This window comes from Actinomadura sp. SCN-SB (genome assembly GCF_043906805.1).
GTDB lineage: Bacteria > Actinomycetota > Actinomycetes > Streptosporangiales > Streptosporangiaceae > Spirillospora.
Map to the genome: position 1 here is coordinate 1 of NZ_JBIMPP010000088.1, position 20,963 is coordinate 20,963.

At 72.0% G+C, this 20,963-nt stretch carries 17 protein-coding genes; 12 read left to right on the forward strand and 5 right to left on the reverse strand.

Going from position 1 to position 20,963, the window contains the following annotated elements; genetic code table 11:
* The 4 genes from ACGWYJ_RS34915 to ACGWYJ_RS34930 form a co-directional block, all read left to right on the forward strand.
* The coding region (locus ACGWYJ_RS34915) for an ATP-grasp domain-containing protein (protein WP_395110843.1) at window positions 1–476 on the forward strand (476 nt) is incomplete at its 5' end.
* Window positions 477–715: 239 nt separating this feature from the next.
* Window positions 716–1,093, forward strand: a complete 378-nt coding sequence (locus tag ACGWYJ_RS34920) for a hypothetical protein (RefSeq protein WP_395110844.1) — start codon at window positions 716–718, stop codon at window positions 1,091–1,093.
* Between the two features lie 3 nt (window positions 1,094–1,096).
* Window positions 1,097–2,266, forward strand: coding sequence for a glutathionylspermidine synthase family protein (locus ACGWYJ_RS34925; RefSeq protein WP_395110845.1), 1,170 nt, complete (start codon window positions 1,097–1,099; stop codon window positions 2,264–2,266).
* 57 nt (window positions 2,267–2,323) lie between these two features.
* A complete protein-coding gene (locus ACGWYJ_RS34930; RefSeq protein WP_395110846.1) occupies window positions 2,324–2,770 on the forward strand; it encodes a DUF350 domain-containing protein in 447 nt (148 codons plus the stop codon).
* Window positions 2,771–2,827: 57 nt separating this feature from the next.
* On the opposite strand, the gene ACGWYJ_RS34935 is transcribed toward ACGWYJ_RS34930, so the two are convergent.
* A complete protein-coding gene (locus tag ACGWYJ_RS34935; RefSeq protein WP_395110847.1) occupies window positions 2,828–3,022 on the reverse strand; it encodes a DUF3046 domain-containing protein in 195 nt (64 codons plus the stop codon).
* 109 nt (window positions 3,023–3,131) lie between these two features.
* Between ACGWYJ_RS34935 and ACGWYJ_RS34940 the strand changes: the two genes are divergently transcribed.
* Window positions 3,132–7,742 (forward strand): ATP-dependent helicase, encoded by a 4,611-nt coding sequence (locus ACGWYJ_RS34940; protein ID WP_395110848.1) that lies wholly within the window; start codon window positions 3,132–3,134, stop codon window positions 7,740–7,742.
* Between the two features lie 142 nt (window positions 7,743–7,884).
* Here the strand turns inward: ACGWYJ_RS34940 and ACGWYJ_RS34945 are convergent, their stop codons facing one another.
* The 4 genes from ACGWYJ_RS34945 to ACGWYJ_RS34960 form a co-directional block, all read right to left on the reverse strand.
* On the reverse strand, window positions 7,885–8,157 hold the full coding sequence (locus ACGWYJ_RS34945) for a hypothetical protein (protein WP_395110849.1): 273 nt from the start codon (window positions 8,155–8,157) through the stop codon (window positions 7,885–7,887).
* The gene (locus tag ACGWYJ_RS34950) at window positions 8,154–9,266 is read right to left on the reverse strand and encodes a serine/threonine-protein kinase (RefSeq protein WP_395110850.1); all 1,113 of its coding nucleotides are present in this window, start codon (window positions 9,264–9,266) and stop codon (window positions 8,154–8,156) included. Before ACGWYJ_RS34950 ends, ACGWYJ_RS34945 begins: the two co-directional genes overlap by 4 nt.
* Before the next feature lie 51 nt (window positions 9,267–9,317).
* The gene (gene secA2 / locus ACGWYJ_RS34955; protein ID WP_395110868.1) at window positions 9,318–11,567 is read right to left on the reverse strand and encodes an accessory Sec system translocase SecA2; all 2,250 of its coding nucleotides are present in this window, start codon (window positions 11,565–11,567) and stop codon (window positions 9,318–9,320) included.
* A gap of 489 nt (window positions 11,568–12,056) precedes the next feature.
* Complete coding sequence (locus tag ACGWYJ_RS34960; protein WP_395110851.1) at window positions 12,057–13,271, reverse strand: ROK family protein; 1,215 nt, start codon at window positions 13,269–13,271, stop codon at window positions 12,057–12,059.
* Window positions 13,272–13,566: 295 nt separating this feature from the next.
* Here ACGWYJ_RS34960 and ACGWYJ_RS34965 point away from each other — a divergent pair, with 295 nt between their 5' ends.
* The 7 genes from ACGWYJ_RS34965 to ACGWYJ_RS34995 all read left to right on the forward strand — a co-directional run bounded on the left by ACGWYJ_RS34965 (window position 13,567) and on the right by ACGWYJ_RS34995 (window position 20,839).
* Window positions 13,567–14,847: an extracellular solute-binding protein gene (locus ACGWYJ_RS34965; RefSeq protein ID WP_395110869.1), complete on the forward strand. Its 1,281-nt coding sequence runs from the start codon at window positions 13,567–13,569 to the stop codon at window positions 14,845–14,847.
* 102 nt (window positions 14,848–14,949) lie between these two features.
* On the forward strand, window positions 14,950–15,945 hold the full coding sequence (locus tag ACGWYJ_RS34970) for a carbohydrate ABC transporter permease (RefSeq protein WP_395110852.1): 996 nt from the start codon (window positions 14,950–14,952) through the stop codon (window positions 15,943–15,945).
* Between the two features lie 74 nt (window positions 15,946–16,019).
* Complete coding sequence (locus tag ACGWYJ_RS34975; RefSeq protein WP_395110853.1) at window positions 16,020–16,856, forward strand: carbohydrate ABC transporter permease; 837 nt, start codon at window positions 16,020–16,022, stop codon at window positions 16,854–16,856.
* Window positions 16,853–18,331: a glycoside hydrolase family 3 protein gene (locus tag ACGWYJ_RS34980; protein ID WP_395110854.1), complete on the forward strand. Its 1,479-nt coding sequence runs from the start codon at window positions 16,853–16,855 to the stop codon at window positions 18,329–18,331. Before ACGWYJ_RS34975 ends, ACGWYJ_RS34980 begins: the two co-directional genes overlap by 4 nt.
* A gap of 69 nt (window positions 18,332–18,400) precedes the next feature.
* Window positions 18,401–18,865 (forward strand): Rrf2 family transcriptional regulator, encoded by a 465-nt coding sequence (locus tag ACGWYJ_RS34985; protein ID WP_285694948.1) that lies wholly within the window; start codon window positions 18,401–18,403, stop codon window positions 18,863–18,865.
* Between the two features lie 34 nt (window positions 18,866–18,899).
* Window positions 18,900–19,694, forward strand: coding sequence for a DNA-formamidopyrimidine glycosylase family protein (locus ACGWYJ_RS34990; RefSeq protein WP_395110855.1), 795 nt, complete (start codon window positions 18,900–18,902; stop codon window positions 19,692–19,694).
* Window positions 19,695–19,858: 164 nt separating this feature from the next.
* Window positions 19,859–20,839, forward strand: a complete 981-nt coding sequence (locus tag ACGWYJ_RS34995; protein ID WP_395110856.1) for a LysR family transcriptional regulator — start codon at window positions 19,859–19,861, stop codon at window positions 20,837–20,839.
* Window positions 20,840–20,963 lie beyond the last annotated feature (124 nt).

The window sequence follows — 20,963 nt, forward strand, 5'->3', positions numbered from 1 at the left end:
TAGGGGAACTGGTGCGTCCCCTGCGCGGCGGCCCCGGCGTGGTCAAGGACTACGTGAAGTCCCGCAAGCACGAGTGGGACGAGGCGTGCTTCGTCCCGGACGTGAAGAACCTGGCGTTACTGCGGGGCGTCGTGGCCAAGATGCTCGCGTTGCAGGACGAGTTCCTGGCGGGCGGCGTGGTCGTCCGGGAGTACGAGCCGTACGACGGGGAGGGCGAGGCGCGCGTGTGGTGGGTGGACGGGGAGCCCGCTCTCGTGGGGCCGCACCCCGACAGCCCTGAGGTCGAGCCCGAGCCCCGTGTGGACGCCGTGGCCCCCGCGGTGCGCACGCTCGGGTGCCGGTTCATCACCACCGACCTGGCGCGCAGGGAGGACGGGGAGTGGCGCGTGGTCGAGGTGGGTGACGGCCAGGTCAGCGATCTGCCGTCCACGGTCGATCCCATGGACCTGTACGCGCATCTTCCGGTGCCCGATTGAGCCACCGGACGTCGATCACCATCATCGGAACGGGAATGCGCCGTCGAGCCCTTTCGGTATGGGACGATCCAGGATTTCGTCATTGGCGGGAACGAGGTCTTGGTCCCTTCCGTCCGAGGATCGACCACCTCTAAGCTATGGCTTCGCAACCGACCGTTCTCTTCCCGTGAGCGCGCGCGGCGCCGCCCGGGGGGCGATCGGCTGCCAGTGGCCTCGTTGCACATAAGGACGTGTTCCCCTTGCCCCCTCAGCAGGACAAGCGCCGGCTCAGCTCGCGGGCTGTGAAGATCGGGATGGTCAGCGCCCTGTCGCTGACGGTGGCCGCATGTGGGTCCAAGACCACCACGGCGTGGTGCGTCGACCGGTACGCGCCCGCGGCGGGCAGGACCGTGGGCGGCTACAAGGTCGTCTCCGACATCTTCTGCGACTCGCGGGACATCGAACGAGGCACCGTGTCCTATGGACGGTACTTCTGGTACTACGGCGGCAAGCGTGACGACGATGGCTACGTCAGCGGTGGCAGCACCGTCGGGCCGCGCAAGGGCAAGATCAAATCGTCCAGCGGGAGGACGCTGAGCCGCGGCGGGTTCGGCGGCAGCGGCAGAAGCGGGAGCTGAGCCTTGCGGCGAGAACGTTCCGCACCGCGTCCTGACTGGGCGCAGAAGGTGGAGATGCACGGCCTGGCCTTCCACCGCGACGCGCACCCCGAACACCTGACCCGCCCCTATTGGGACGAGTCGGTGCACTACGTGTTCGAGCTGGACGAGGTGCTGGCGCTCGAAGAGGTCGTCGAGGAACTGCACCGCATGTGCCTGGACGTCGTCGAGCATGTCGTGACCACCGGCCGTTACCACGTGCTGGGCATTCCCGACTGGGTGGCGCCCCTCATCGAGGAGTCGTGGCGGCGCCGCGACCCGCATCTGTACGGGCGTTTCGACCTGCGCTACGACGGCACGGGCCCGGCCAAGCTGCTGGAGTACAACGCCGACACCCCCACCGCTCTGGTGGAGAGCGCGATCGTCCAGTGGTACTGGCTGCAGGAGGTCTTTCCCGAGGACGACCAGTGGAACTCCATCCATGAGCGCCTGGTCGACCGGTGGAAGGAGATCGCCGCGCAGCGCCTCGACAAAGGCCCGGCACATTTCGCGTGGACGCACGGCGACGAGACCGGCGAAGAGGTCATGACGATCGCGTACATGCAGGAGACCGCCGAGGAGGCGGGCCTGCCGGGGATCGCCATCGCCATGGAGGACATCGGCTGGGATGCGCGGCGCGGACGTTTCGTGGACCTCAAGGAAGACGAGATCCGCACGCTGTGCAAGCTCTACCCCTGGGAATGGATCGTCAACGAGCCGTTCGGCAAGAACATCCCGGGCACTCCCACCCGGTGGATCGAGCCGATCTGGAAGATGATCCTGTCCAACAAGGCGCTGCTGGTCCTGCTGTGGGAGCTGTTCCCGGGGCACCCCAATCTGCTTCCCACCTATCTCAACACGCCGTCCAACTTAACCTCGTTCGTGCAGAAGCCGCTGCTGGGCCGGGAGGGCGCGAGCATGCGCATCGTCACCCCGGACGGCGACGAGCGGCGCACCGAGGGCCGTTATGGGAGCGAGGGCTTCGTCTTCCAGGAGTTCTGCCCGCTGCCCGACTTCGACGGTGAACACCCGGTGCTGGGGGCCTGGGTGGTCCACGACGAGTCCGCGGGGCTCGGCATCCGTGAGACCTCGGGTCTCATCACCGATGACACGTCGTCATTCGTCCCGCACCGTATTCCCCTGTCAACCCCCTAGTGACGCGTCCGGCGAACCCCTGACCCCTAGAGGACGCGCCTCCCGCTAAGGAGATCAATGAACGACGATAGCCTCGCCCAGATCCTGCTGGACGGGACGGGGGCGATCCTCGCCTACGCCTTGGTCGGCCTGGTGCTGTTCGTGGTCGGCTTCTACATGACCGACCTGGCCACCCCGGGACGGCTGATCACGGTCATCCGTACCCACCGCAACCCGAACGCGACGCTGCTGGCGTGCGCGTCCACCGTCGGGGTGGGCCTGATCGTGGCCATCTCGATCTTCGCTTCGGGCGGCGACCTGATGGAGGGCCTGACCAGGACGCTGGTGTTCGGCCTCGTGGGCATCGTGGCGATGACCATCGCCACGCTGGTCTTCGACAAGGTGGTGGGGATCAGCATCAGGAACCTGGTGGACGACTCCGAGGACAAGCTGGAGCCCGCCGCGATCCTGCTGGGCGTCGCCAACCTGATGATCGGCTTCGTCACGGCCATCGCGGTCTACTAGGCGCCGGCGCGCCCCCGTCCCGCCGAGGGGCCGGGGGATGCTCGCCCGGACGGTCGTTCAGTGGAGGCGCTGGGGGACGTCGAAGGTGTCGACGACCGCCTTCCAGACCTTCTTGGCCGGCTCGCCGTCCGCGAGGGCCTGCTCGATGGTGCGGCCGCCCAGTTCGGCCAGGACGTGGTCCTTGGCGACGCTTTCGGCGTAGCTTTCCCCGAACTGCTCGTTCATCCGTTCCCAGAACTCCGTCAACCGCACCCGTCCACGCTATCCGAGGTCGCCGGGATCCGGCCCGGTAGCGCTCGATCATGATGTGACGAGCGCCACCCCGGCGCGTTTTGTCGGTGGCGGGATGCAGGATGGGGACATGAGCGGTGACGTGCTCGAACGCTTCTCCCCCGCGACCCGGGAGTGGTTCAGGGGTGCGTTCGCCGCGCCCACCCCGGCCCAGGCGGGAGCGTGGGAGTCGATCTCCAGCGGCGACAACACCCTGGTCGTCGCGCCGACCGGCTCCGGCAAGACGCTGGCCGCGTTCCTGTGGTCGCTCGACCGCCTCACCGCCTCCCAGCAGGACCCCGCGGCCGAGCCCGATCCCAGGCGACGGTGCCGCGTCCTGTACGTCTCGCCGCTCAAGGCCCTGGCCGTGGACGTCGAGCGCAACCTGCGGGCCCCGCTCACCGGAATCCGCCAGGCCGCCCGCAGGCTCGGCCTCGCCGAGCCGGACGTGCGGGTCGGGATCCGCTCCGGCGACACGCCCGCCGACGAGCGGCGGCGGCTGGCCACCCGGCCGCCGGACATCCTGATCACCACACCCGAGTCACTGTTCCTGATCCTCACCTCGCAGGCCCGCGAGTCGCTGCGCGGGGTGCGGACGGTGATCGTGGACGAGGTGCACGCGGTGGCGGGCACCAAGCGCGGCGCGCACCTGGCCCTCAGCCTGGAACGGCTGGACGCGCTGCTGGAGCGCCCCGCGCAGCGGATCGGCCTGTCGGCGACGGTGCGCCCGGTGGACGAGATCGCCGCGTTCCTCGGCGGCACCCGCCCCGCCACGGTGGTGCAGCCGCCGTCGGACAAGGTGTTCGACCTCGACATCGTCGTGCCCGTCGAGGACCTCGGGGAGATCGCCCGGTTCACCGACGACTCCGGGGCGGCCGATCCGCGGCAGCGCAGCATCTGGCCGCACGTCGAGGACCGCCTGCTCGACCTGATCGGGCGGCACCGGTCCACGCTGGTCTTCGCCAACTCCCGCCGCCTGGCCGAACGGCTGTGCGGGCGGCTCAACGAGCTGGCGTACGAACGCACCACGGGGGCGCTGCCCGAGGACCAGGCCCCCGCGGAGACGATGGCGCAGGCCGGCGCGTCCAGGGGCGCGCCGGTCGAGATAGCGCGTGCCCATCACGGCTCGGTCTCCAAGGAAGAGCGCGCCGGCATCGAGGACGCCCTCAAGCAGGGCCGCCTTCCCGCGGTGGTGGCCACGTCCAGCCTGGAATTGGGCATCGACATGGGCGCGGTGGACCTGGTCGTCCAGGTCGAGTCGCCGCCGTCGGTTGCCAACGGTTTGCAGCGGGTGGGGCGCGCGGGCCATCAGGTGGGCGCGGTGTCCAAGGGCGTCATCTTCCCCAAGTACCGGGGCGACCTCATCCAGACCGCGGTGGTGGCGGATCGGATGCGCGGCGGCCGGATCGAGGAGACGCGCTACCCCCGCAACCCCCTCGACGTCCTCGCCCAGCAGATCGTCGCGATGGTGGCGATGGACGAGTGGACGGTCGACGAGCTGGAGTCCGTGGTCAAGCGGGCCGCCCCTTACGCCACGCTCCCGCGTTCGGCGCTGGAGGCGACCCTGGACATGCTCGCGGGCCGCTACCCCAGCGACGAGTTCGGGGAGTTGCGCCCCCGCCTCGTGTGGGACCGCGTGACCGGCGTGCTGCGCGACCGTCCGGGGGCGCAACGGCTCGCGGTCACCAGTGGCGGCACCATCCCCGACCGTGGCCTGTTCGGGGTGTTCCTCGTCGGTGAGAAGGCGTCGCGGGTGGGCGAGCTGGACGAGGAGATGGTGTACGAGTCGCGCGTCGGGGACGTCTTCGTCCTGGGGGCCAGCTCTTGGCGCATCGAGGACATCACCCCTGACCGCGTGCTGGTGTCCCCCGCGCCGGGGCAGCCGGGCAAGCTGCCGTTCTGGCATGGCGACACCCTGGGACGCCCGGCCGAGCTGGGCCGCGCGCTGGGCGCGTTCACCCGCGAGCTGGCCGCGCTGCCCGAGGGCGCCGCGCGTGAACGGGTCGCGTCCTTCGGCCTGGACGAGTGGGCCTCCGCCAACCTCGTCTCCTACATCGGCGAGCAGCGCGAGGCGACGGGCCATGTCCCGGACGACCGCACGCTCGTCGTCGAACGGTTCCGCGACGAGCTGGGCGACTGGCGGGTGGTCGTCCACTCACCCTTGGGCGCGCGCCTGCACGCCCCCTGGGCGCTGGCCATCGCGGGGCGCCTGCGCGAACGGTACGGGGTGGACGCCCAGGCGATGCACGCCGACGACGGCATCGTCATCCGCCTCCCCGACATGGACGAGCCGCCCAACCTGGAGCTGGCCGTCTTCGATCCCGACGACATCGAGCGCATCGTCGTCGACGAGCTGGGCGGCTCGGCACTGTTCGCCGCCCGGTTCCGTGAGTGCGCGGCGCGTTCCCTGCTGCTCCCGCGGCGCCGTCCCGACAAGCGCATGCCCCTGTGGCAGCAGCGCCAGCGGGCCGCGCAACTGCTGGCGGTGGCGAGCAAGTACCCGTCGTTCCCGATCGTCCTGGAGACGATGCGCGAATGCCTCCAGGACGTGTTCGACGTCCCCGGCCTGGTCCAGTTGATGCGCGACCTGTCCGGGCGCAAGGTGCGCATGGTCGAGGTAAAGACGAACGAGCCGTCGCCCTATGCGCGCTCCTTGCTGTTCCACTACGTGGGCGCGTTCATGTACGAGGGCGACTCGCCCTTGGCCGAGCGCCGCGCCCAGGCGCTCGCCCTTGACTCCGCGCTGCTCGCCGAGCTGCTGGGCCAGGCCGACCTGAGGGAGCTTCTCGATCCCGAGGTGGTGGCCGACACCGAACGCGAGCTGCAACGCCTCGCCGAAGACCGCCGCGCCCACGACCTTGAGGGCGTGGCCGATCTGCTGCGCGCGCTGGGTCCGCTCACCACGGCCGAGGTGGTCGAACGCACGGCCGTGCCCGCCCCGGAAGGGGTCGAGCCGGACCTGACGGCACGGGAACGGGCCGCCGGGCTGTGGCTGGTGGACCTTGAGGCGACGCGGCGGGCCGTCCGCGTACGGATCGCGGGCAAGGAGCATTGGGCGGCGATCGAGGACGCGGGGCGCCTGCGTGACGCACTGGGCGCGCCCCTTCCCGTGGGGATTCCCGAGGCGTTCCTTGAGCCTGTCGACGATCCTCTGGGCGACCTCGTCTCGCGGTACGCCCGTACGCACGGCCCGTTCCGTGTGGGGGACGTGGCCGCGCGCTTCGGCCTGGGCCCCGCCGTGGTGGCCGAGACCCTGCGGCGCCTCGCGGGCGCGGGACGCGTCGCGGAAGGGGAGTTCCTTCCCGTCGAAGCCGTCTCCGGCCCGTTGACCAGCGAATGGTGCGACACCGGCGTGCTGCGTACACTGCGGCGCCGTTCGCTGGCACGGCTGCGCGCAGAGGTGGAGCCCGCCCCGCCCGAAGCGCTCGGCCGGTTCCTGCCCGCATGGCACGGCATCACGGGCGGTTCGCGGCTGCGCGGCATCGACGCGCTCGTCCAGGCCATCGAGCAGTTGCAAGGCTGCGCGGTGCCCGCGTCGGCTCTGGAGTCGCTGGTGCTGCCGTCCCGCGTCCCGGGGTACTCGCCCGCCATGCTGGACGAGCTCACGTCCGCCGGAGAGGTCGTCTGGGCGGGTCAGGGCGGTCTGCCGGGAGGGGACGGCTGGGTTGCCCTCTACCTGGCCGAGTCGGCGCAACTGCTCATGCCGGAGCCCGCCGAGATCACCCTGACCCCCGTGCACCGAGCGGTGCTCGACGCCCTGTCGGACGGCGGCGCGCTGTTCTTCCGCACGCTCTCCGACCGCGTCGCCTCGGGCGCGACCGGACCCGTCGACGACCAGGACCTGGTCACCGCCGTGTGGGACCTGGTCTGGGCCGGTCATCTCACCAACGACACCCTGGCCCCCCTGCGGTCCGCGCTCGGCTCGGGGCGCCCGTCCCACCGGTCGAGGACGACCCGCCGTGGCCGTCCCGTCCTGCCGTCCCGTACGGGGCCGCCCACGGTGGCGGGACGCTGGTGGCTGCTTCCGGAGCGGGAGAGCCGCGTGACACTCCGTTCGCACGCGCTGGCGGAGTCGCTGCTCGACCGCTACGGCATCGTCATCCGGGGCGCGGTGGCCGCCGAACGCACGCCCGGTGGCTTCGCGGCCGTCTACCCTGTCCTGCGCGCGTTCGAGGAGAGCGGCCGTTGCAGGCGCGGCTACTTCGTCGAGGGCCTGGGCGCCGCCCAGTTCGCCATGCCCGGCGCCGTCGACCGGCTGCGCGCCCTGCGCCCGGCACCCCCGCCCACCGACCCGTGGGAAACCGCGCCGCCGGGCGGGCACGCCGAACGCCGCGCCCTCGTCCTCGCCGCCGCCGACCCGGCCAACCCGTACGGCGCCGCACTCCCCTGGCCGACCCGGGACGACGAGGTCGCCAGCGGCCACAAACCCGGCCGCAAGGCCGGCGCCCTGGTGGTCCTGGTCGAAGGCGAACTCGTCCTCTACGTGGAACGCGGCGGCCGCACCCTCCTGACCTGGGCCGACGATCACGACTTCCTCCAACCCGCCGTGGACGCCCTCGCCCTGGCCGTCCGCGAGGGCGCCCTGGGCCGCCTCACCGTCGAACGCGCCGACGGCGAAGCCATCGTCAACTCCCCCTTGGCCGCCGCCCTGGAAGCCGCCGGCTTCCACCCCACCCCCCGCGGCCTGCGCCTCCGCGCCTGACCCATCGCGGGGGGTTGCCTCGGGTTCGGCCGAGACCGGGCGTCCATCCCGCCTCCCTGGACACGGGCGGATTCCGCCACATGCCCTGGGCCTGCGTCTGCGTGCGCCTGAGCCGCTGGTGGTCTGTTCTCGGGTGGGCGGGTCAGTGGGTTCGGCGTCTGCCTATCACGATGGCGTAGGTGAGGACGGCGTTGACGTAGACCATGGCCCAGAGGGCGGCCTCTATGGTCATTCCCAATGCCAACAGGATGATGGCCGGTAGCAGCACCAGGAGCGACGGCAGTATCAGCCCTGGGAACAGGGGGTGTCGTGCCACGAACGGCGCGCTGCGTCTGCCCTGGACGGCGACTGCGTATCCCGCGATCACGGCGGCCTGGAGCGCGATGAGGAGGAGGACGCCCAGCGGGAAGATCATTGTTCACCCCGCCGCGGAAGGACGTGGACGAGGACCGCGAGCGGAAGGCAGACGAGCAGGAAGATCGCCTCGACGATGGCGACCTGTCGCAGGTCGTCCTGGGTGAGCGCGACGTAGATGCCGGTCGCGGCGGCGACCACCACCTGGAGCACGGTGGCGGCGGCGAAGCGGCCGACGGCGGCCGGTTTCGGGGTTCCGGGGATGCCGATCGTGCTCGCGGTTCGTGTCACCGGGACGGGGGCCGGTGGCAGGGTCGTCGGGGTCGTTCGCGGGACAGGGGGCGGGAAGGGCGGGGCCGGGGGCTCGTCGCCGAGGAGTCGCCGGAGGACCTCCGCCATCGTGGGGCGGTCGGCCGGGTTCTTTCGCAGGCAGGCGGCGAGCAGGCCGCTCATCGTCGGGGGCAGGGCCGAGAGGTCGGGGTCGACGTTGAGGACGCGGTGCAGGACGGCCGGGATGCCGTCGGTGCCGAAGATCGGGCTGCCGGTCGCCGCGAACGTCATCGTGACGGCCCAGGAGAACACGTCCGACGGCGGGCCGATCTCGCCGCCCGACACCTGTTCGGGCGACATGTAGGCGGGCGTGCCGACGATGCCGCTGGTCATCGTGGTGGCCGAGGTGACGGCCCGCGCGATGCCGAAGTCGATGACGCGGGGGCCGTCCGGGGACAGCAGCACGTTGGACGGCTTGAAGTCGCGGTGCACGATCCCGGCGCGGTGGATGCCGCGCAGCGCGGCGGCGGTGCCGATCGCGAGCCGTTCCAGGCCGCCGGCGTCGCGCGGCCCGGCGCGGCGGACCAGATCGCTCAGCGACTCGCCCTCGACGTACTCGCTGACGATGTAGGGGCGGTCGCCGTCGACGTCGGCGGCCAGCACGCGGGCCGTGCAGTACGGCTCGACGCTGCGCGCGACGGCGCTCTCACGGAGGAAGAGGCGGCGGGCCCGCTCGTCCCCGGCGAGCCGCGCGTGCAGAACCTTGACCGCCACGCGTCGCCCATCGGGGGCCTCGCCGAGGAAGACCGCGCCCTGGCCGCCCTCTCCGAGCAGCCCCAGCAGACGGAACGAACCTATGGCGGAGGGGTCTCCGGCGCGCAGCGCCGCCGTAGTGGTCACGCCGTGATCATAAGGAGGTTCGGAGGGTGCCGCGAGGGCCGTCGGCGACCGTTATCGGCGGCGGCTCCGGACCATGGAGATGAGCCCTCGGAGCGCTCGCTGGTCCAGGCTCCCGAACGGGTTGTCGCTCACCACGTACGTCCAAGTGGACGAGGGACGCTTGACCCCTGCGGCGGCCAGGTCGAGGCCGTCACCGTCCACGGTGAGCGCGGCGAACGCCTCCGCGGCCCGGTCGCGCGCATCGGGGAGGAGCCTCTTGCCCGCCGGTACGGCCTCGCTGTTGAACTCGATGAGCGGGTCCAAGCCCCGTCCCAGGGAACGCAGATGGATGCCTTCCCTGAGGTCGGCCAGGTAGGCGAGGTGTTCGGCCCAGCAGCGGTCCATGTGGAAGAGCAGGAGGCGCCGGGCGGCGTCGGCGACGGCCCGTTCCCCCACCGCCGCGACCAGCTCGGCGTGGTGGGAGGGGTGCCGCTCGGCCATCAGGGTGTCCGCGTCGTCGCCGGTCAGGACACGGTCGCGGGCGTCGAGCAGTTCGCGGCGTTGCAGGTTGATGAGGTGGTGGTAGCGCCAGGTGTTGCGGTGGATCTCCAGGTCGACGCCCTCGGCGACGCGCTGGGCGTGGCCGACGATCCAGTGCGCGCCCTTGCCGTCGATGCGGCCATCGTCGTCCGGGGACGCGCCGCGCGCCTTCTCGTCGGGCGCGTACCGGGTGACGAGCTCGTCCTCCAGGCTGGCGAAGAACACCGACCGGCCGGGGTCCCCCTGCCTTCCGGCGCGTCCGCGCAGCTGGTCGTCCAGGCGGCGGCTGTGGTGCCGTCCCGTCCCGATGACGAGCAGCCCCTCGGTGACGCCTTCGCCGAGGCGGATGTCGGTGCCGCGCCCGGCCATCTGCGTGGAGACGGTGACCGCGCCGCGCTCACCGGCCCGCGCGATGATCGCCGCCTCTTCGGCGTCGTTCTTGGCGTTGAGCACGACACAGTCCACCCCGGCGCGCCGCAGCCGCTGCGCCAGCCGTTCGGACTCGGCCACGTCGAGGGTCCCGACGAGGACGGGACGTCCGGTGGCGTGCGCGGCCACGATCTCCTCGACGATCGCGACGTCCTTGTCGACGGCGGTCGCGTACAGCCGGTCCGGCTCGTCCACCCGCACGCAGGGGCGGTTCGGCGGGATCACGGCGATCTCCAGGCCGTAGAACTCGCGGAGCTGGCCGGCCACGCCGAGCGCGGTGCCGGTCATCCCGCACCGCACCGGGTACCGGCCGATCAGCTCCTGGACGGTGATCGAGTCGAGGATCTCCCCCGACGGCGACGCCTCCAGCGCCTCCTTGGCCTCCACCGCCGCCTGGAGCCCGTCCGGCCAGCGCTGGAGCAGCGCGACCCGCCCGCGCGAGGCGTTGATCAGCTTCACCGCGCCGTCCCGGACGATGTAGTCGACGTCGCGGTGCAGCAGCGTCTCGGCGTGCAGGGCCACGTTCACGGCGGTGAGGGTGTCGAGGCGTTCGGGCGCGTACAGGTCGATGCCGCCGAGCGCCCGCTCCACCTCGTGCGCGCCCGCCTGGGTGAGCTGGACGTTCCGGGCCTCGTCGTCGGTGGTGTAGTGCAGCCCGGGACGCAGCCGCCTGACCAGCTCGGCGTATCCGGGGGCCGAGCCGGCGTCGTCGTCGGCGCCGGCCAGCACCAGCGGCACCATCGCCTCGTCCACCAGCACCGAGTCGGCCTCGTCGATCAGCGCGACGCCCGGCTCGGGCAGCACCCGGTCGCCGGGGGAGGTGGCGAGCCGGTCGCGCAGCAGGTCGAACCCGACCTCGCTGACGGGCGCGTAGGTGACGTCGGCGCCGTAGGCGGCGCGCCGCTCGTCGGGCGTGGACTCCTGGACGACCCATCCCACGCTGACGCCCATCAGGGCGTAGAACGGCCCCATCCACTCGGCGTCCCGGCGCGCGAGGTAGTCGTTGACCGACAGGACGTGGACGCGCTCGCCGCGCAGGGCGTATCCGGCGGCGGCCAAGGCTCCGGACAGGGTCTTGCCCTCACCGGTCGCCATCTCCGCGACCTGTCCGGCCAGCAGCGCGAGCGTCCCCTGCAACTGGACGTCGTAGGGCCGTTCGCCCAGGGCGCGCCGCGCCGCCTCCCGTGCCGCCGCGCACAGTTCCGCGGGGTCGTCCCGTCCGTCGCGCGCCGCCTGGGCCAGTTCCGCGTCGGTGAGGCCGCGCATGCGCTCCTCACGCTCGCCCGCCTCTGCGGCCACCGCCGCGTACGGTGCCAGGTCCACGCTTCCTGGACGCTGGAGCAGCCGGCGCATCCGGTCACGTAAGGCCACGCGAGTCTCCCCTGAAAGCCGCCTTGTCCTCGCTCAACGCATCATCGCCGATCAACGGTTCCACCGTTCCCGGCGGATGCGGACGGGTCCATCCTGGCACCCCGCGGGATCTCCTCGGCAAATGGTCCGAGTGTGAATTCATCCCTGGGACGGATCCTCTACGTACTCAATACTGAGATGATCAGGCCCTATGGGGTTGCGGTGGCGATGGTGCCACCGCGGAACGGGGAAATCACCATGACACCGACCACACGTTGGGCCGCCGCCCAGCGGCGCAAGCGTCAGGTCATCAACCAGACGGTCATCGACCGTGCCCTGAGTGACCCGCGCCGCGTTCACACGTCGCGGAGGCCGGCGGGCGCTCACGCCGCGTCGCACGCCCCCGCGCGTGCGACCGCCTCGACCACCTGACCACCGACGAACCGGCACCGGCCCGCGCCGCGGGGGCGGCACGGGCCGTTCCGGGGCGTCTCAGCGGGTTGAGAAGACCTCGTCCCGCGCTTGGACCAGGGCCGCGTGCAGCGCGCCCCGGAGCACCGGGTTGCCCTCCACCTCGGTCACCACGACCTCGGGACGGGTCGGGCTGGCCAGGCCCACGGCGCGCTCGATCCGCCCGGCCAGCGGGCGGCCACCGGCCCTGCCGAGCTGGCCGGACAGCACGACCAGTCCGGGGTCCAGGACGATGTTCACCGAGGTCACGCCGTAGGAGATGCGGTTGGCGAGCTCGTCCAGGAAGGCCCCGCCGCGTTCCTCGGCGGCCGCGGCGGCGCGGACGCATTCGATGGCGGTGGGCTCGTGCACCCCGTGCGCGTGGGCGAGTTCGCGGACCGCGTCGGCGCCGACCAGCGAGCCATAACCGCCCGCCAGCGCGAGGATCCCCCAGGTGCTGGACTCGGTGACGCCCTCCTCGCCCTCCTTCGGGCGGCCGATGCCGCGCGGCAGCGGGGCGCCGGGCACGGGCAGGTAGCCGATCTCGCCGGCGCCGCCGGAACGCCCGCGGTGCAGCCGCCCGCCGAGCATGATCGACAGGCCGAGACCGCGGTCGAGCCACATCAGCGCGAAGTCGTCGACGCCGCGGGCGGCCCCGTAGGCGCGCTCGGCGACGGCGGCGAGGTTGGCGTCGTTCTCGATCGTGACGGGCCGGCGCAGGTCGGTGCGCAGGGCGGCGAGCACGCCCTCGTGCCAGGCGGGCAGGTCGAAGGCGAACTTGACGTCCCCGGTGCGCGGGTCCACCACGCCGGGGCTGCCGATCACGAAGGCGTTCAGCCGTCCCAGCGCGACCTTGGCCGAGCGGCACGCCTTCACCACGGCGTTGTGGACGAGCTTGACCGGGTCGCCCGCGCCGTTGGGGTCCACGGTGACCTGGGCGATGATGCGGCCGGTGATGTCGGCGACGCCGCAGACGACGCCGTCGGGGCCGACCTCCAGCCCGGCGACGTAGGCGCTGGACGGGACGACCCCGTACAGGGCGGCGTTGGGGCCCCGGCCGCCCGCCTGCTCGCCGGTGATCTCCACCAGCCCGCGCTCCTCCAGCCTGGACAGCAGCTGGGACGCGGTGACCTTGGACAGGCCGGTCAGCTCCCCGATCTGCGCCCGGGTGAGCGGGCCCTGCTCGACCAGCAGGTCAAGCGCCGCGCGGTCGTTCAGCTCGCGCAGGAGCCTGGGGGTTCCTGGACGTTGGGCCATGCTCGCGTTCCTTCAAAGTCTCAATCCGCTAACGGCCGTCGGCGGGAGCGTTTTATTTAGGAAAGTTTCTTGTTAGTTTACGGCAAGTGTCCTACCGCCCAGGCGCACGGCAGGGACGCGAGCGTCGCACCGGACCGCGGGCCGGGCTCCCGGGGACGGCGCGAGGAAGAGGAGACGGAGCGATCGGGCCAGCCCATGGTTGGACCTTAAACCGTCCCGTCCCCGGCCTCGCACGTCCTTGGAGGTGACCGCGCACCCGGAACCGTGCCGGAAAAGGAGAACCCCCTTGAAGATCGTGAGATTTGCGGCCCTCGGGGCCGCCTTGGCGATCGGCCTCGCCGCCTGCGGAGGCGGCGGCGATGACGACGGCAAGTCCACGGGCGCGGACCCGGCCAAGATCACCGCATGGTTCATGGGCTCCGCCAACGCGCCGCAGGACAAGGTCCTGGCGCAGGCGAAGGCGGACTTCCAGAAGAAGCACCCCAAGACCGACGTCCAGGTCGTGTACGTGCCCTGGCCGGACGCGACCAAGAAGCTCCAGGACGCGCTCAACACCGGGCAGGGCCCCGACGTCGTGGAGATCGGCAACGACCAGGCGGTGACCTGGGCCGCGCAGGACGCCCTCGCCGACATCACCGAGCGGTACAAGGGCTGGGACGAGGGCAAGGACGTGGTCTCCGGTTCCCTGGAGCTGGGACGGATCGACGGCAAGACCTACGCGGTGCCGTGGTACGCGGGCGTCCGCGTGGTCTGGTACCGCAAGGACCTGTTCGCCAAGCACAACGTGACCACGCCCAAGACCTGGGACGAGCTGAAGGCCGCGGCCAAGAAGGTGCAGGACGGTGAGGGCGGCGAGGTCAGCGGGATCGCCGCGCCCAGCGACTTCACCAATGGCTTCGCCAGCTTCCTGTGGGGCGCCGGGGGCGACATCGCCGCGCAGGAGGGCGGCAAGTGGGTCGCCAAGCTGGACACCCCGCAGTCCAAGCAGGCCATCGCGTTCTACACCGGCCTGGTCAGGGACGGCGTCGCGCCCAAGAAGTACATCGGCGTGAACGAGCTGGCGGGCCCGCAGCGCGACTTCGCCAACGGCAAGCTCGCCATGTACATCGACGGCGCCTGGACGCTGCCGCAGATCGAGGAGATCAGCAAGAGGTACACCGCGCAGATGGGCGCGTTCACGATCCCGACCCCGACCGGGCAGGTCGGCCCGGCGTTCGCGGGCGGCTCGCACCTGGCGGTCTGGAAGGACACCAAGAACGCCGCCGTCGCCTTCGACTACCTGACCTCGGTGACGAGCAAGAAGAACGCCAAGGCGTTCGCGGACGAGCTGAAGTTCTTCCCGCAGTTCAACGACCTGCTGCGGACCGGCGGGTACGCCGGCGACCCGATCCAGGGCCCGGCGGCGGTGCAGATGGGCAACGTCAAGGGCGCGCCCAAGACGCCGAACTGGACCGAGGCGGACCAGAACAAGAAGATCATCCCCACCATGCTCAAGGAGATCATGAACGGGACGCCGCTGGACACGGCGGTGGCCAAGGCCAACAAGGACCTGGCCGACACGCTCAACCAGAGCTGACGGGTCCCGTCCCGGAACGCGCGCCGGGCTCCGCGGCCACTCCCCCGGAGCCCGGCGCCGCCCCACCCGCCGTACCCCCGATCACCTGAGGATGGGCCGCCGATGGCGCAGACCGTTCAGGTGCCGGGCCGCGCTCAGGACCGGATCGCCGCCGATCCGGAGCGCGGGCACCGTCACCGCCCCCGTACCGGACGCCGCGTGCCGGCCGGGCCGTACCTGCTGATCGCGCCCGCGCTGGCGCTGATCGGGGTGCTGATCCTGTACCCGATCGGCCAGCTGTTCTGGATGTCGTTCCACAAGATCGGCTCGCGCGAGGCGCGCGGGGCCGCCCCCGCCGAGAACGTCGGCCTGGAGAACTTCCGCACGATCCTCGGCGACCCGTTCTTCTACCGGGTGCTGGTCAACACGGTGGTGTCGGCCGCCGTGATGGTGCTGGCCACGCTCGTGCTCGGGACGCTGGTGGGGCTGCTGCTGAACCGGCTCGGCCGCAAGATGTCGCTGCTGGTGTCGTCCGGCGCGATGCTGGCCTGGGCCACCCCGGGCATCTCGGCGGCGATCGTCTACAAGTGGCTGTTCACGCCGGGCGGCGGCATCGTCCCGTGGTTCCTGGACGCGCTGCCGGACTGGCTGGCGGGCGGCGGCTGGGACGACTACAACTGGTTCGGCAGCCGCGGCACCACCTACTTCGTGCTGGTGCTGTGCGTGGTGTGGCAGTCGTTCCCGTTCATCGCGGTCGCGGTGCTGGCGGGGCTGAAGAGCATCCCCCATGAGCTGTTCGAGGCGGCGCGCTGCGACGGCGCCGGGCCGCTGCGGACCTTCCGGGAGATCACCTTCCCGCTGCTGAAGCCGGTGTTCCTGGTGCTCACCGTGCTGTCGATCATCTGGGACTTCAAGGTGTTCGCGCAGCTGTACTTCCTGTCCGGCGGCACCGCCAACCGGGACTCGTTCAACCTCGCGATGTACGCCTACTCGTCCGCGGTGGCCTTCCCCGCCAAGTACGGCCTGGGCGGGGCGATCGCGCTGGTCCTGATGGTGATCCTGCTCGTCTTCACCGGTTTCTACGTACGCGTCATGGTCAGGCAGGGGGAGACGGCATGACCGAGCGGAGCGAGGGCATGAGCGTCGGCTCTGGCCGGGGGGTGCGGGGGGTCGTCCCCCCGCGAAGACACGGCATGAGCGTGAGGGGGCGTGCCGCGCTGAACGCGGCCGGGGTGCTGGTGTTCCTCTTCTCGATCTTCCCGGTCTTCTGGATGGTGATGACCGCGTTCAAGACCGACGAGGACATCAACGCCGACACCCCGCTGCCCGTCCCGCTGCACTGGACGCTGGAGCACTTCCGCGCCGTGATCGACGGGCAGGGCCTGGAGTACGGGATCGTTCACTTCTTCCTCAACAGCGCGCTGGTGGGGCTGGTCACCGTGCTGGTGGCGGCGCTGATCTCGCTGCTGGCGGCGTACGCGGTGGCGCGCAGGCGGTTCCGTGGCCGGGCGGGCTTCCTGATCATGCTGATCGTGGTGCAGATGGTGCCGCTGGAGGCGCTGATGCTGCCGCTGATGCTGAACGCGCAGCGGCTGCACCTGCTCAACCACCTCGCCGGCGTGATCGTCGTCTACATCGCCTCGTCGCTGGGCTTCGCGATCCTGATGCTGCGCAACTTCGTGGCCGCGATCCCCGTGGAGCTGGAGGAGGCGGCGGCGCTGGACGGCGCGTCCGGCCGGACGGTCTTCTGGCGCGTCACCTTCCCGCTGGTGGCGCCCGGACTGGTGGCGACCAGCATCTTCGCCTTCGTCAACGCCTGGAACGAGTTCGCGATCGCGTTCGCGTTCCTCAAGGATCAGGAGAAGTATCTGCTGCCGCTCACGCTGTCCTACCACTTCGGCCGGACGCAGGTGGAATGGGGCTCGATCATGGCCGCCTCCACCCTGTTCACCATCCCGGTCATGATCTTCTTTCTGGTCGTGCAGCGCCGGATGGTCTCCGGCCTGGTCGCGGGGGCGGTGAAGGGATGAGGCCGGAGAGGGCCGACGGCGAGGTGGCGCGGCTGGCCCGGGGGACGCTGCTGCCCTCGTTCACCGGGGCGGCGCCGCCGCGCTGGCTGCTGGACGAGCTGGAGCGCGGCCTGGCGGGCGTGACGCTGTTCGCGCTGAACGGCAACGTGCCGAGCACCGAGGGGCTCGCGGCGCTCACGGCGGGGCTGCGCAAGGTGGCGGCGCCGCTGGTGGCGATCGACGAGGAGGGCGGGGACGTCACCCGGCTCGGCGGGCACCTGACCGGCAGCCCGTACCCGGGGAACGCCGCGCTCGGCGCCGTGGACGACCCGGCGCTGACCCGCCGGGTCTACCGCTCGCTCGGGGCGGAGCTGTCGGAGGTCGGCGTCAACCTCAACTTCGCCCCGTCGGTGGACGTCAACACCGAGGCGGACAACCCGATCATCGGGACCCGGTCGTTCGGCGCGGACGCGGACCTGGTGGCCAGGCACGCGGCGGCGGCCGTGACGGGGACGCAGGAGGCGGGCGTCGCGGCCTGCGCCAAGCACTTCCCCGGGCACGGCGCGACCGTCGAGGACTCGCATCTGGGCGTGCCGGTCGTGGCGGCCGGGCTGGACCTGCTGGAGCGGCGCGAGCTGCCGCCCTTCCGGGCCGCGATCGAGGCGGGCAGCCAGGTGGTGATGACCGGCCACCTCGACCTGCCCGAGATCACCGGGGGCGTCCCGGCCACGCTGTCGCACGCCGCCATCACGGGGCTGCTGCGGGAACGGCTGGGCTACGAGGGCGTGATCGTCACCGACGCCCTGGACATGGACGGGGCCAGCGGGGCCATCGGCATCCCCGAGGCCGGGGTCCGCGCCCTGATCGCGGGAGCGGACCTGCTGTGCCTGGGGCCGCGCGAGCACGAGGCCAGCACCCGCGCCATCGTCGCCGCCGTGGAGGAGGCCGTGCGTGCCGGGCGGCTCCCGCTGGAACGCCTCCAGGACGCGGCGGAGCGCACCGGCCGCCTCAAGGACTGGCTGAGCGGCCGGACGCCCGGCGTGGTCGACCGGGCGTCCGGGCTGGAGGCCGCGCGCCGCGCCGTCCGGATCTCGGGCGCGCTGCCGGAGTGGGTCCCGGGTCCGCACGGGCGGGATCCCGGCGCCGCGCCGCTGGTCGTCCAGCTTGAGGCGACCGGGAACATCGCGGTCGGGCCGACGCCGTGGGGGCTGGGCCCGTGGGTGCCCGATCTGGTCCGGGCCGAGGGGTCGGCGGCCGAGGCGGCGCCGGTGCTGGAACGTGCCGACGGCCGGGGGCTGGTGGTCGTCCTGCGGGACGCGCACCGCCACGCCGGTCAGCGCGCCCTGGCCACCGCCCTGCTGGCGGCCCGTCCCGACGCGGTCCTAGTGGAGATGGGCCTGCCGGTCTGGCGTCCCGAGGGGGCCGTCCATCTGGCCACCTACGGCGCGGCGCGCGCCAACGCGCAGGCCGCCGCGGAACGCCTCGGGCTGGCCTGAACGGCGGTTCCAGCCGCCAATATGGGCGGGCAAGCCTGACCAGTCCTATCGGCAAGGGATAATAAATCCATGCGATTGTCCGCCCGGGTCGACTACGCGTTGCGTGCCGCCGCGGAGCTGGCGGTGGCCGGAAGTCATCCGGTGACCGCGGTACAGCTCGCCGAGGCTCAGCAGATCCCGCCCAAGTTCCTGGAGAACATCCTCGGTCAGCTGCGCCGCTCCGGACTCGTCCGCAGCCAGCGCGGCCCGGAGGGCGGCTACTGGCTGGCCCGCCCGGCCGGGGAGATCTCCATGGCCGACATCATCCGCGCCATCGACGGCCCGCTGCTCGGCGTGCGGGGCGAGCGTCCCGAGCGCGTCGGGTACGAGGGGCCGGCGCGGTCCTTGCAGGAGGTGTGGATCGCGTTGCGCGCCAGCGAGCGGGCGATCCTCGAACAGGTGACCCTGGGGCACATCGCCGCCGGTGAGCTGCCTCCCGCCGTCCGCAAGCTCACCGAGGACCCGGCGGCCTGGGAAAGCCCGTCCTTCATCTGATCCGCCGGTATCCGATCGGTCTGGGGCGCCGGAGTTGCCGGAAGGTGATGTCGTCTGGCTGACCGCCCGGCGCCTGCGTGACGCGCTCGCCGGGCGGGTTTTGACGCTGTCGGATTTCCGCGTTCCCCGCTACGCCACCGTCGACCTGCGCGGACGCGCCGTCCGGGAGGTCGCCTCGCGCGGCAAGCACCTGCTGATCAGGGTGGAGGGCGGGGTCACCGTCCACTCGCACCTGCTCATGGAGGGGCGCTGGCGCGTCCGGGAGGCCGGGCCGCGCCCGCCGCGCGACCACACGCTGCGCGTCGTCCTGGCGAACGAGGAGTGGCAGGCCCTCGGGTACTCGCTCGGCGTCCTCGAGATCTTCGCCACTGCCGAGGAGGAGGCCCGGGTCCTCGGCCGGCTGGGGCCCGACCTGCTCGACCCCGGGTGGTCGCCCGAGCTCGCGGCCGAGGCGGTGCGGCGGCTGTCCGAGCGGCCGGAACGCGCGATCGGCGAGGCGCTGCTCGACCAGAGCCGCCTGGCGGGGATCGGCAACGTCTACAAGGCCGAGATCCTGTTCCTGCGGGGCGTCCACCCCTGGACGCAGGTACGGGACGTGCCCGACCTGCCGGGCGTCGTCGGCCTCTCCCATCGCCTCCTGGACGCCAACAAGGACCGGTACGGCCACATCACCACCGGCGACCGGCGTCCAGGGCGCGAGCACTGGGTGTACGGGCGCGCGGGCCGGCCCTGCCGGCGCTGCGGGACCCGGATCCGGCGTGCCGACCAGCCGTCGGACGCGGGCGACCGCGCCACCTTCTGGTGCCCCCGCTGCCAGCCGGAACCGTAGGGTCACCGCAGGCCGGGCCGGGTCGGCGCCCGTCCGGGCCCGGACGGGTCGCCGCCTCCGCGGGGCCGCCGGATCCTGCGCCCTCGCTCCGATCGTCCGCCCGGACGCCTCCCCAAGTCAATTCGCGGGTTTACTTGGCGATCTCCCAGTCTTAGCTTGGGTGCATGACCTTGGACGACCTGCGGGTCTTCGTCGCCGTCTGCGAGGCGGAGAACCTGAGCGCCGTCGCGCGGGACCTCGCGTGCAGCCAGTCGGCGGTGAGCCAGCACGTCAAGCGCCTTGAGCGGGAGACCGGGCTGGTGCTGCTGGAACGCCGCCCGCGCGGGGTGGCGCCCACCGGCGCCGGCCGGATCCTCTACCAGGCGGCGGCCGACGGGCTCGGCGGGCTGGCCGCCGCGCTGCGCCGCCTGGACGATCTGCGCCGCGGCGTCGGCGGGACGGTACGGATCTCGACCGGGGCCACCACCGTCCGGCACTTCATGGCCCGGGGCGTGGCCGCGTACCGGGAACGCCATCCCGAGGTCACGCTCGCCTTCGAGACCGCGTCCTCCAGCCGGCGCTGCCTGGAGGCCGTCCAGTCGCGCCAGGCCGACCTGGCGTGGGTGACGATCGGCACGCCGCTGGAGGGCGTCGAGCAGCGCCCCTCGTACACGATGCCGTGGGTGCTGGCCGTGCGGACCGACGAACTCCTCGCCCACCGCGAGACGATCGCGCTCACCGACCTGGACGGCCTCTCCCATATCGAGCTGCCCGAGCACTCCACGTCCCGCGTCCACCTGGAGAGGCAGCTTGAGCGGCACGGTGTGCGGCTGTCGCCCACCGCCAGCGTCGCCGACTGGGACACGGCGCTGCTCCTGGCCGAGCTCGGCCTCGGGCACGCCGTCCTGCCCGCCCTCCCCGGCTGGGGGTACGGGACGGGCAGCGTCATCCGCTTCGTCCCGATCCCCGAACTGGAGCCCCTCGTCGCGGGCTGGGCGGCGCGCCGCTGGGACGCCCTGAGCCCCCTGGCCGTCGAGTTCGCCGAAACGATCGTCGATCACCTGGGCGAGGGCCGTCGGGCCGAAGGCCGGTGTGCCGGCCGTGACCATCACACGGTCGATCGGGCCGGGCCGCCGTGTCGAGACGATCTTGGCCGCGGCCGGTGAGGATGACGTGTGGAGGGAGACGGGCGGTCGTACCGGTCATGAGTCCTCCGATCAGGAGAACGCACCGGTCGTTGCCGTCGCCATGCAGGCGAAACAGTGGTCGCTCGTGACCGAGTCGGCGGAG

Bases quoted from the DNA above. Each gene is read 5' to 3' on its own strand.
- ACGWYJ_RS34930 (WP_395110846.1), top strand. From the start codon at position 2,324: ATGAACGACGATAGCCTCGCCCAGATCCTGCTGGACGGGACGGGGGCG.
- ACGWYJ_RS34940 (WP_395110848.1), top strand. From the start codon at position 3,132: ATGAGCGGTGACGTGCTCGAACGCTTCTCCCCCGCGACCCGGGAGTGG.
- ACGWYJ_RS34945 (WP_395110849.1), bottom strand. From the start codon at position 8,157: ATGATCTTCCCGCTGGGCGTCCTCCTCCTCATCGCGCTCCAGGCCGCC.
- secA2 (WP_395110868.1), bottom strand. From the start codon at position 11,567: ATGCGCCGGCTGCTCCAGCGTCCAGGAAGCGTGGACCTGGCACCGTAC.
- ACGWYJ_RS34960 (WP_395110851.1), bottom strand. From the start codon at position 13,271: ATGGCCCAACGTCCAGGAACCCCCAGGCTCCTGCGCGAGCTGAACGAC.
- ACGWYJ_RS34970 (WP_395110852.1), top strand. From the start codon at position 14,950: ATGGCGCAGACCGTTCAGGTGCCGGGCCGCGCTCAGGACCGGATCGCC.
- ACGWYJ_RS34975 (WP_395110853.1), top strand. From the start codon at position 16,020: ATGAGCGTGAGGGGGCGTGCCGCGCTGAACGCGGCCGGGGTGCTGGTG.
- ACGWYJ_RS34980 (WP_395110854.1), top strand. From the start codon at position 16,853: ATGAGGCCGGAGAGGGCCGACGGCGAGGTGGCGCGGCTGGCCCGGGGG.
- ACGWYJ_RS34985 (WP_285694948.1), top strand. From the start codon at position 18,401: ATGCGATTGTCCGCCCGGGTCGACTACGCGTTGCGTGCCGCCGCGGAG.
- ACGWYJ_RS34995 (WP_395110856.1), top strand. From the start codon at position 19,859: ATGACCTTGGACGACCTGCGGGTCTTCGTCGCCGTCTGCGAGGCGGAG.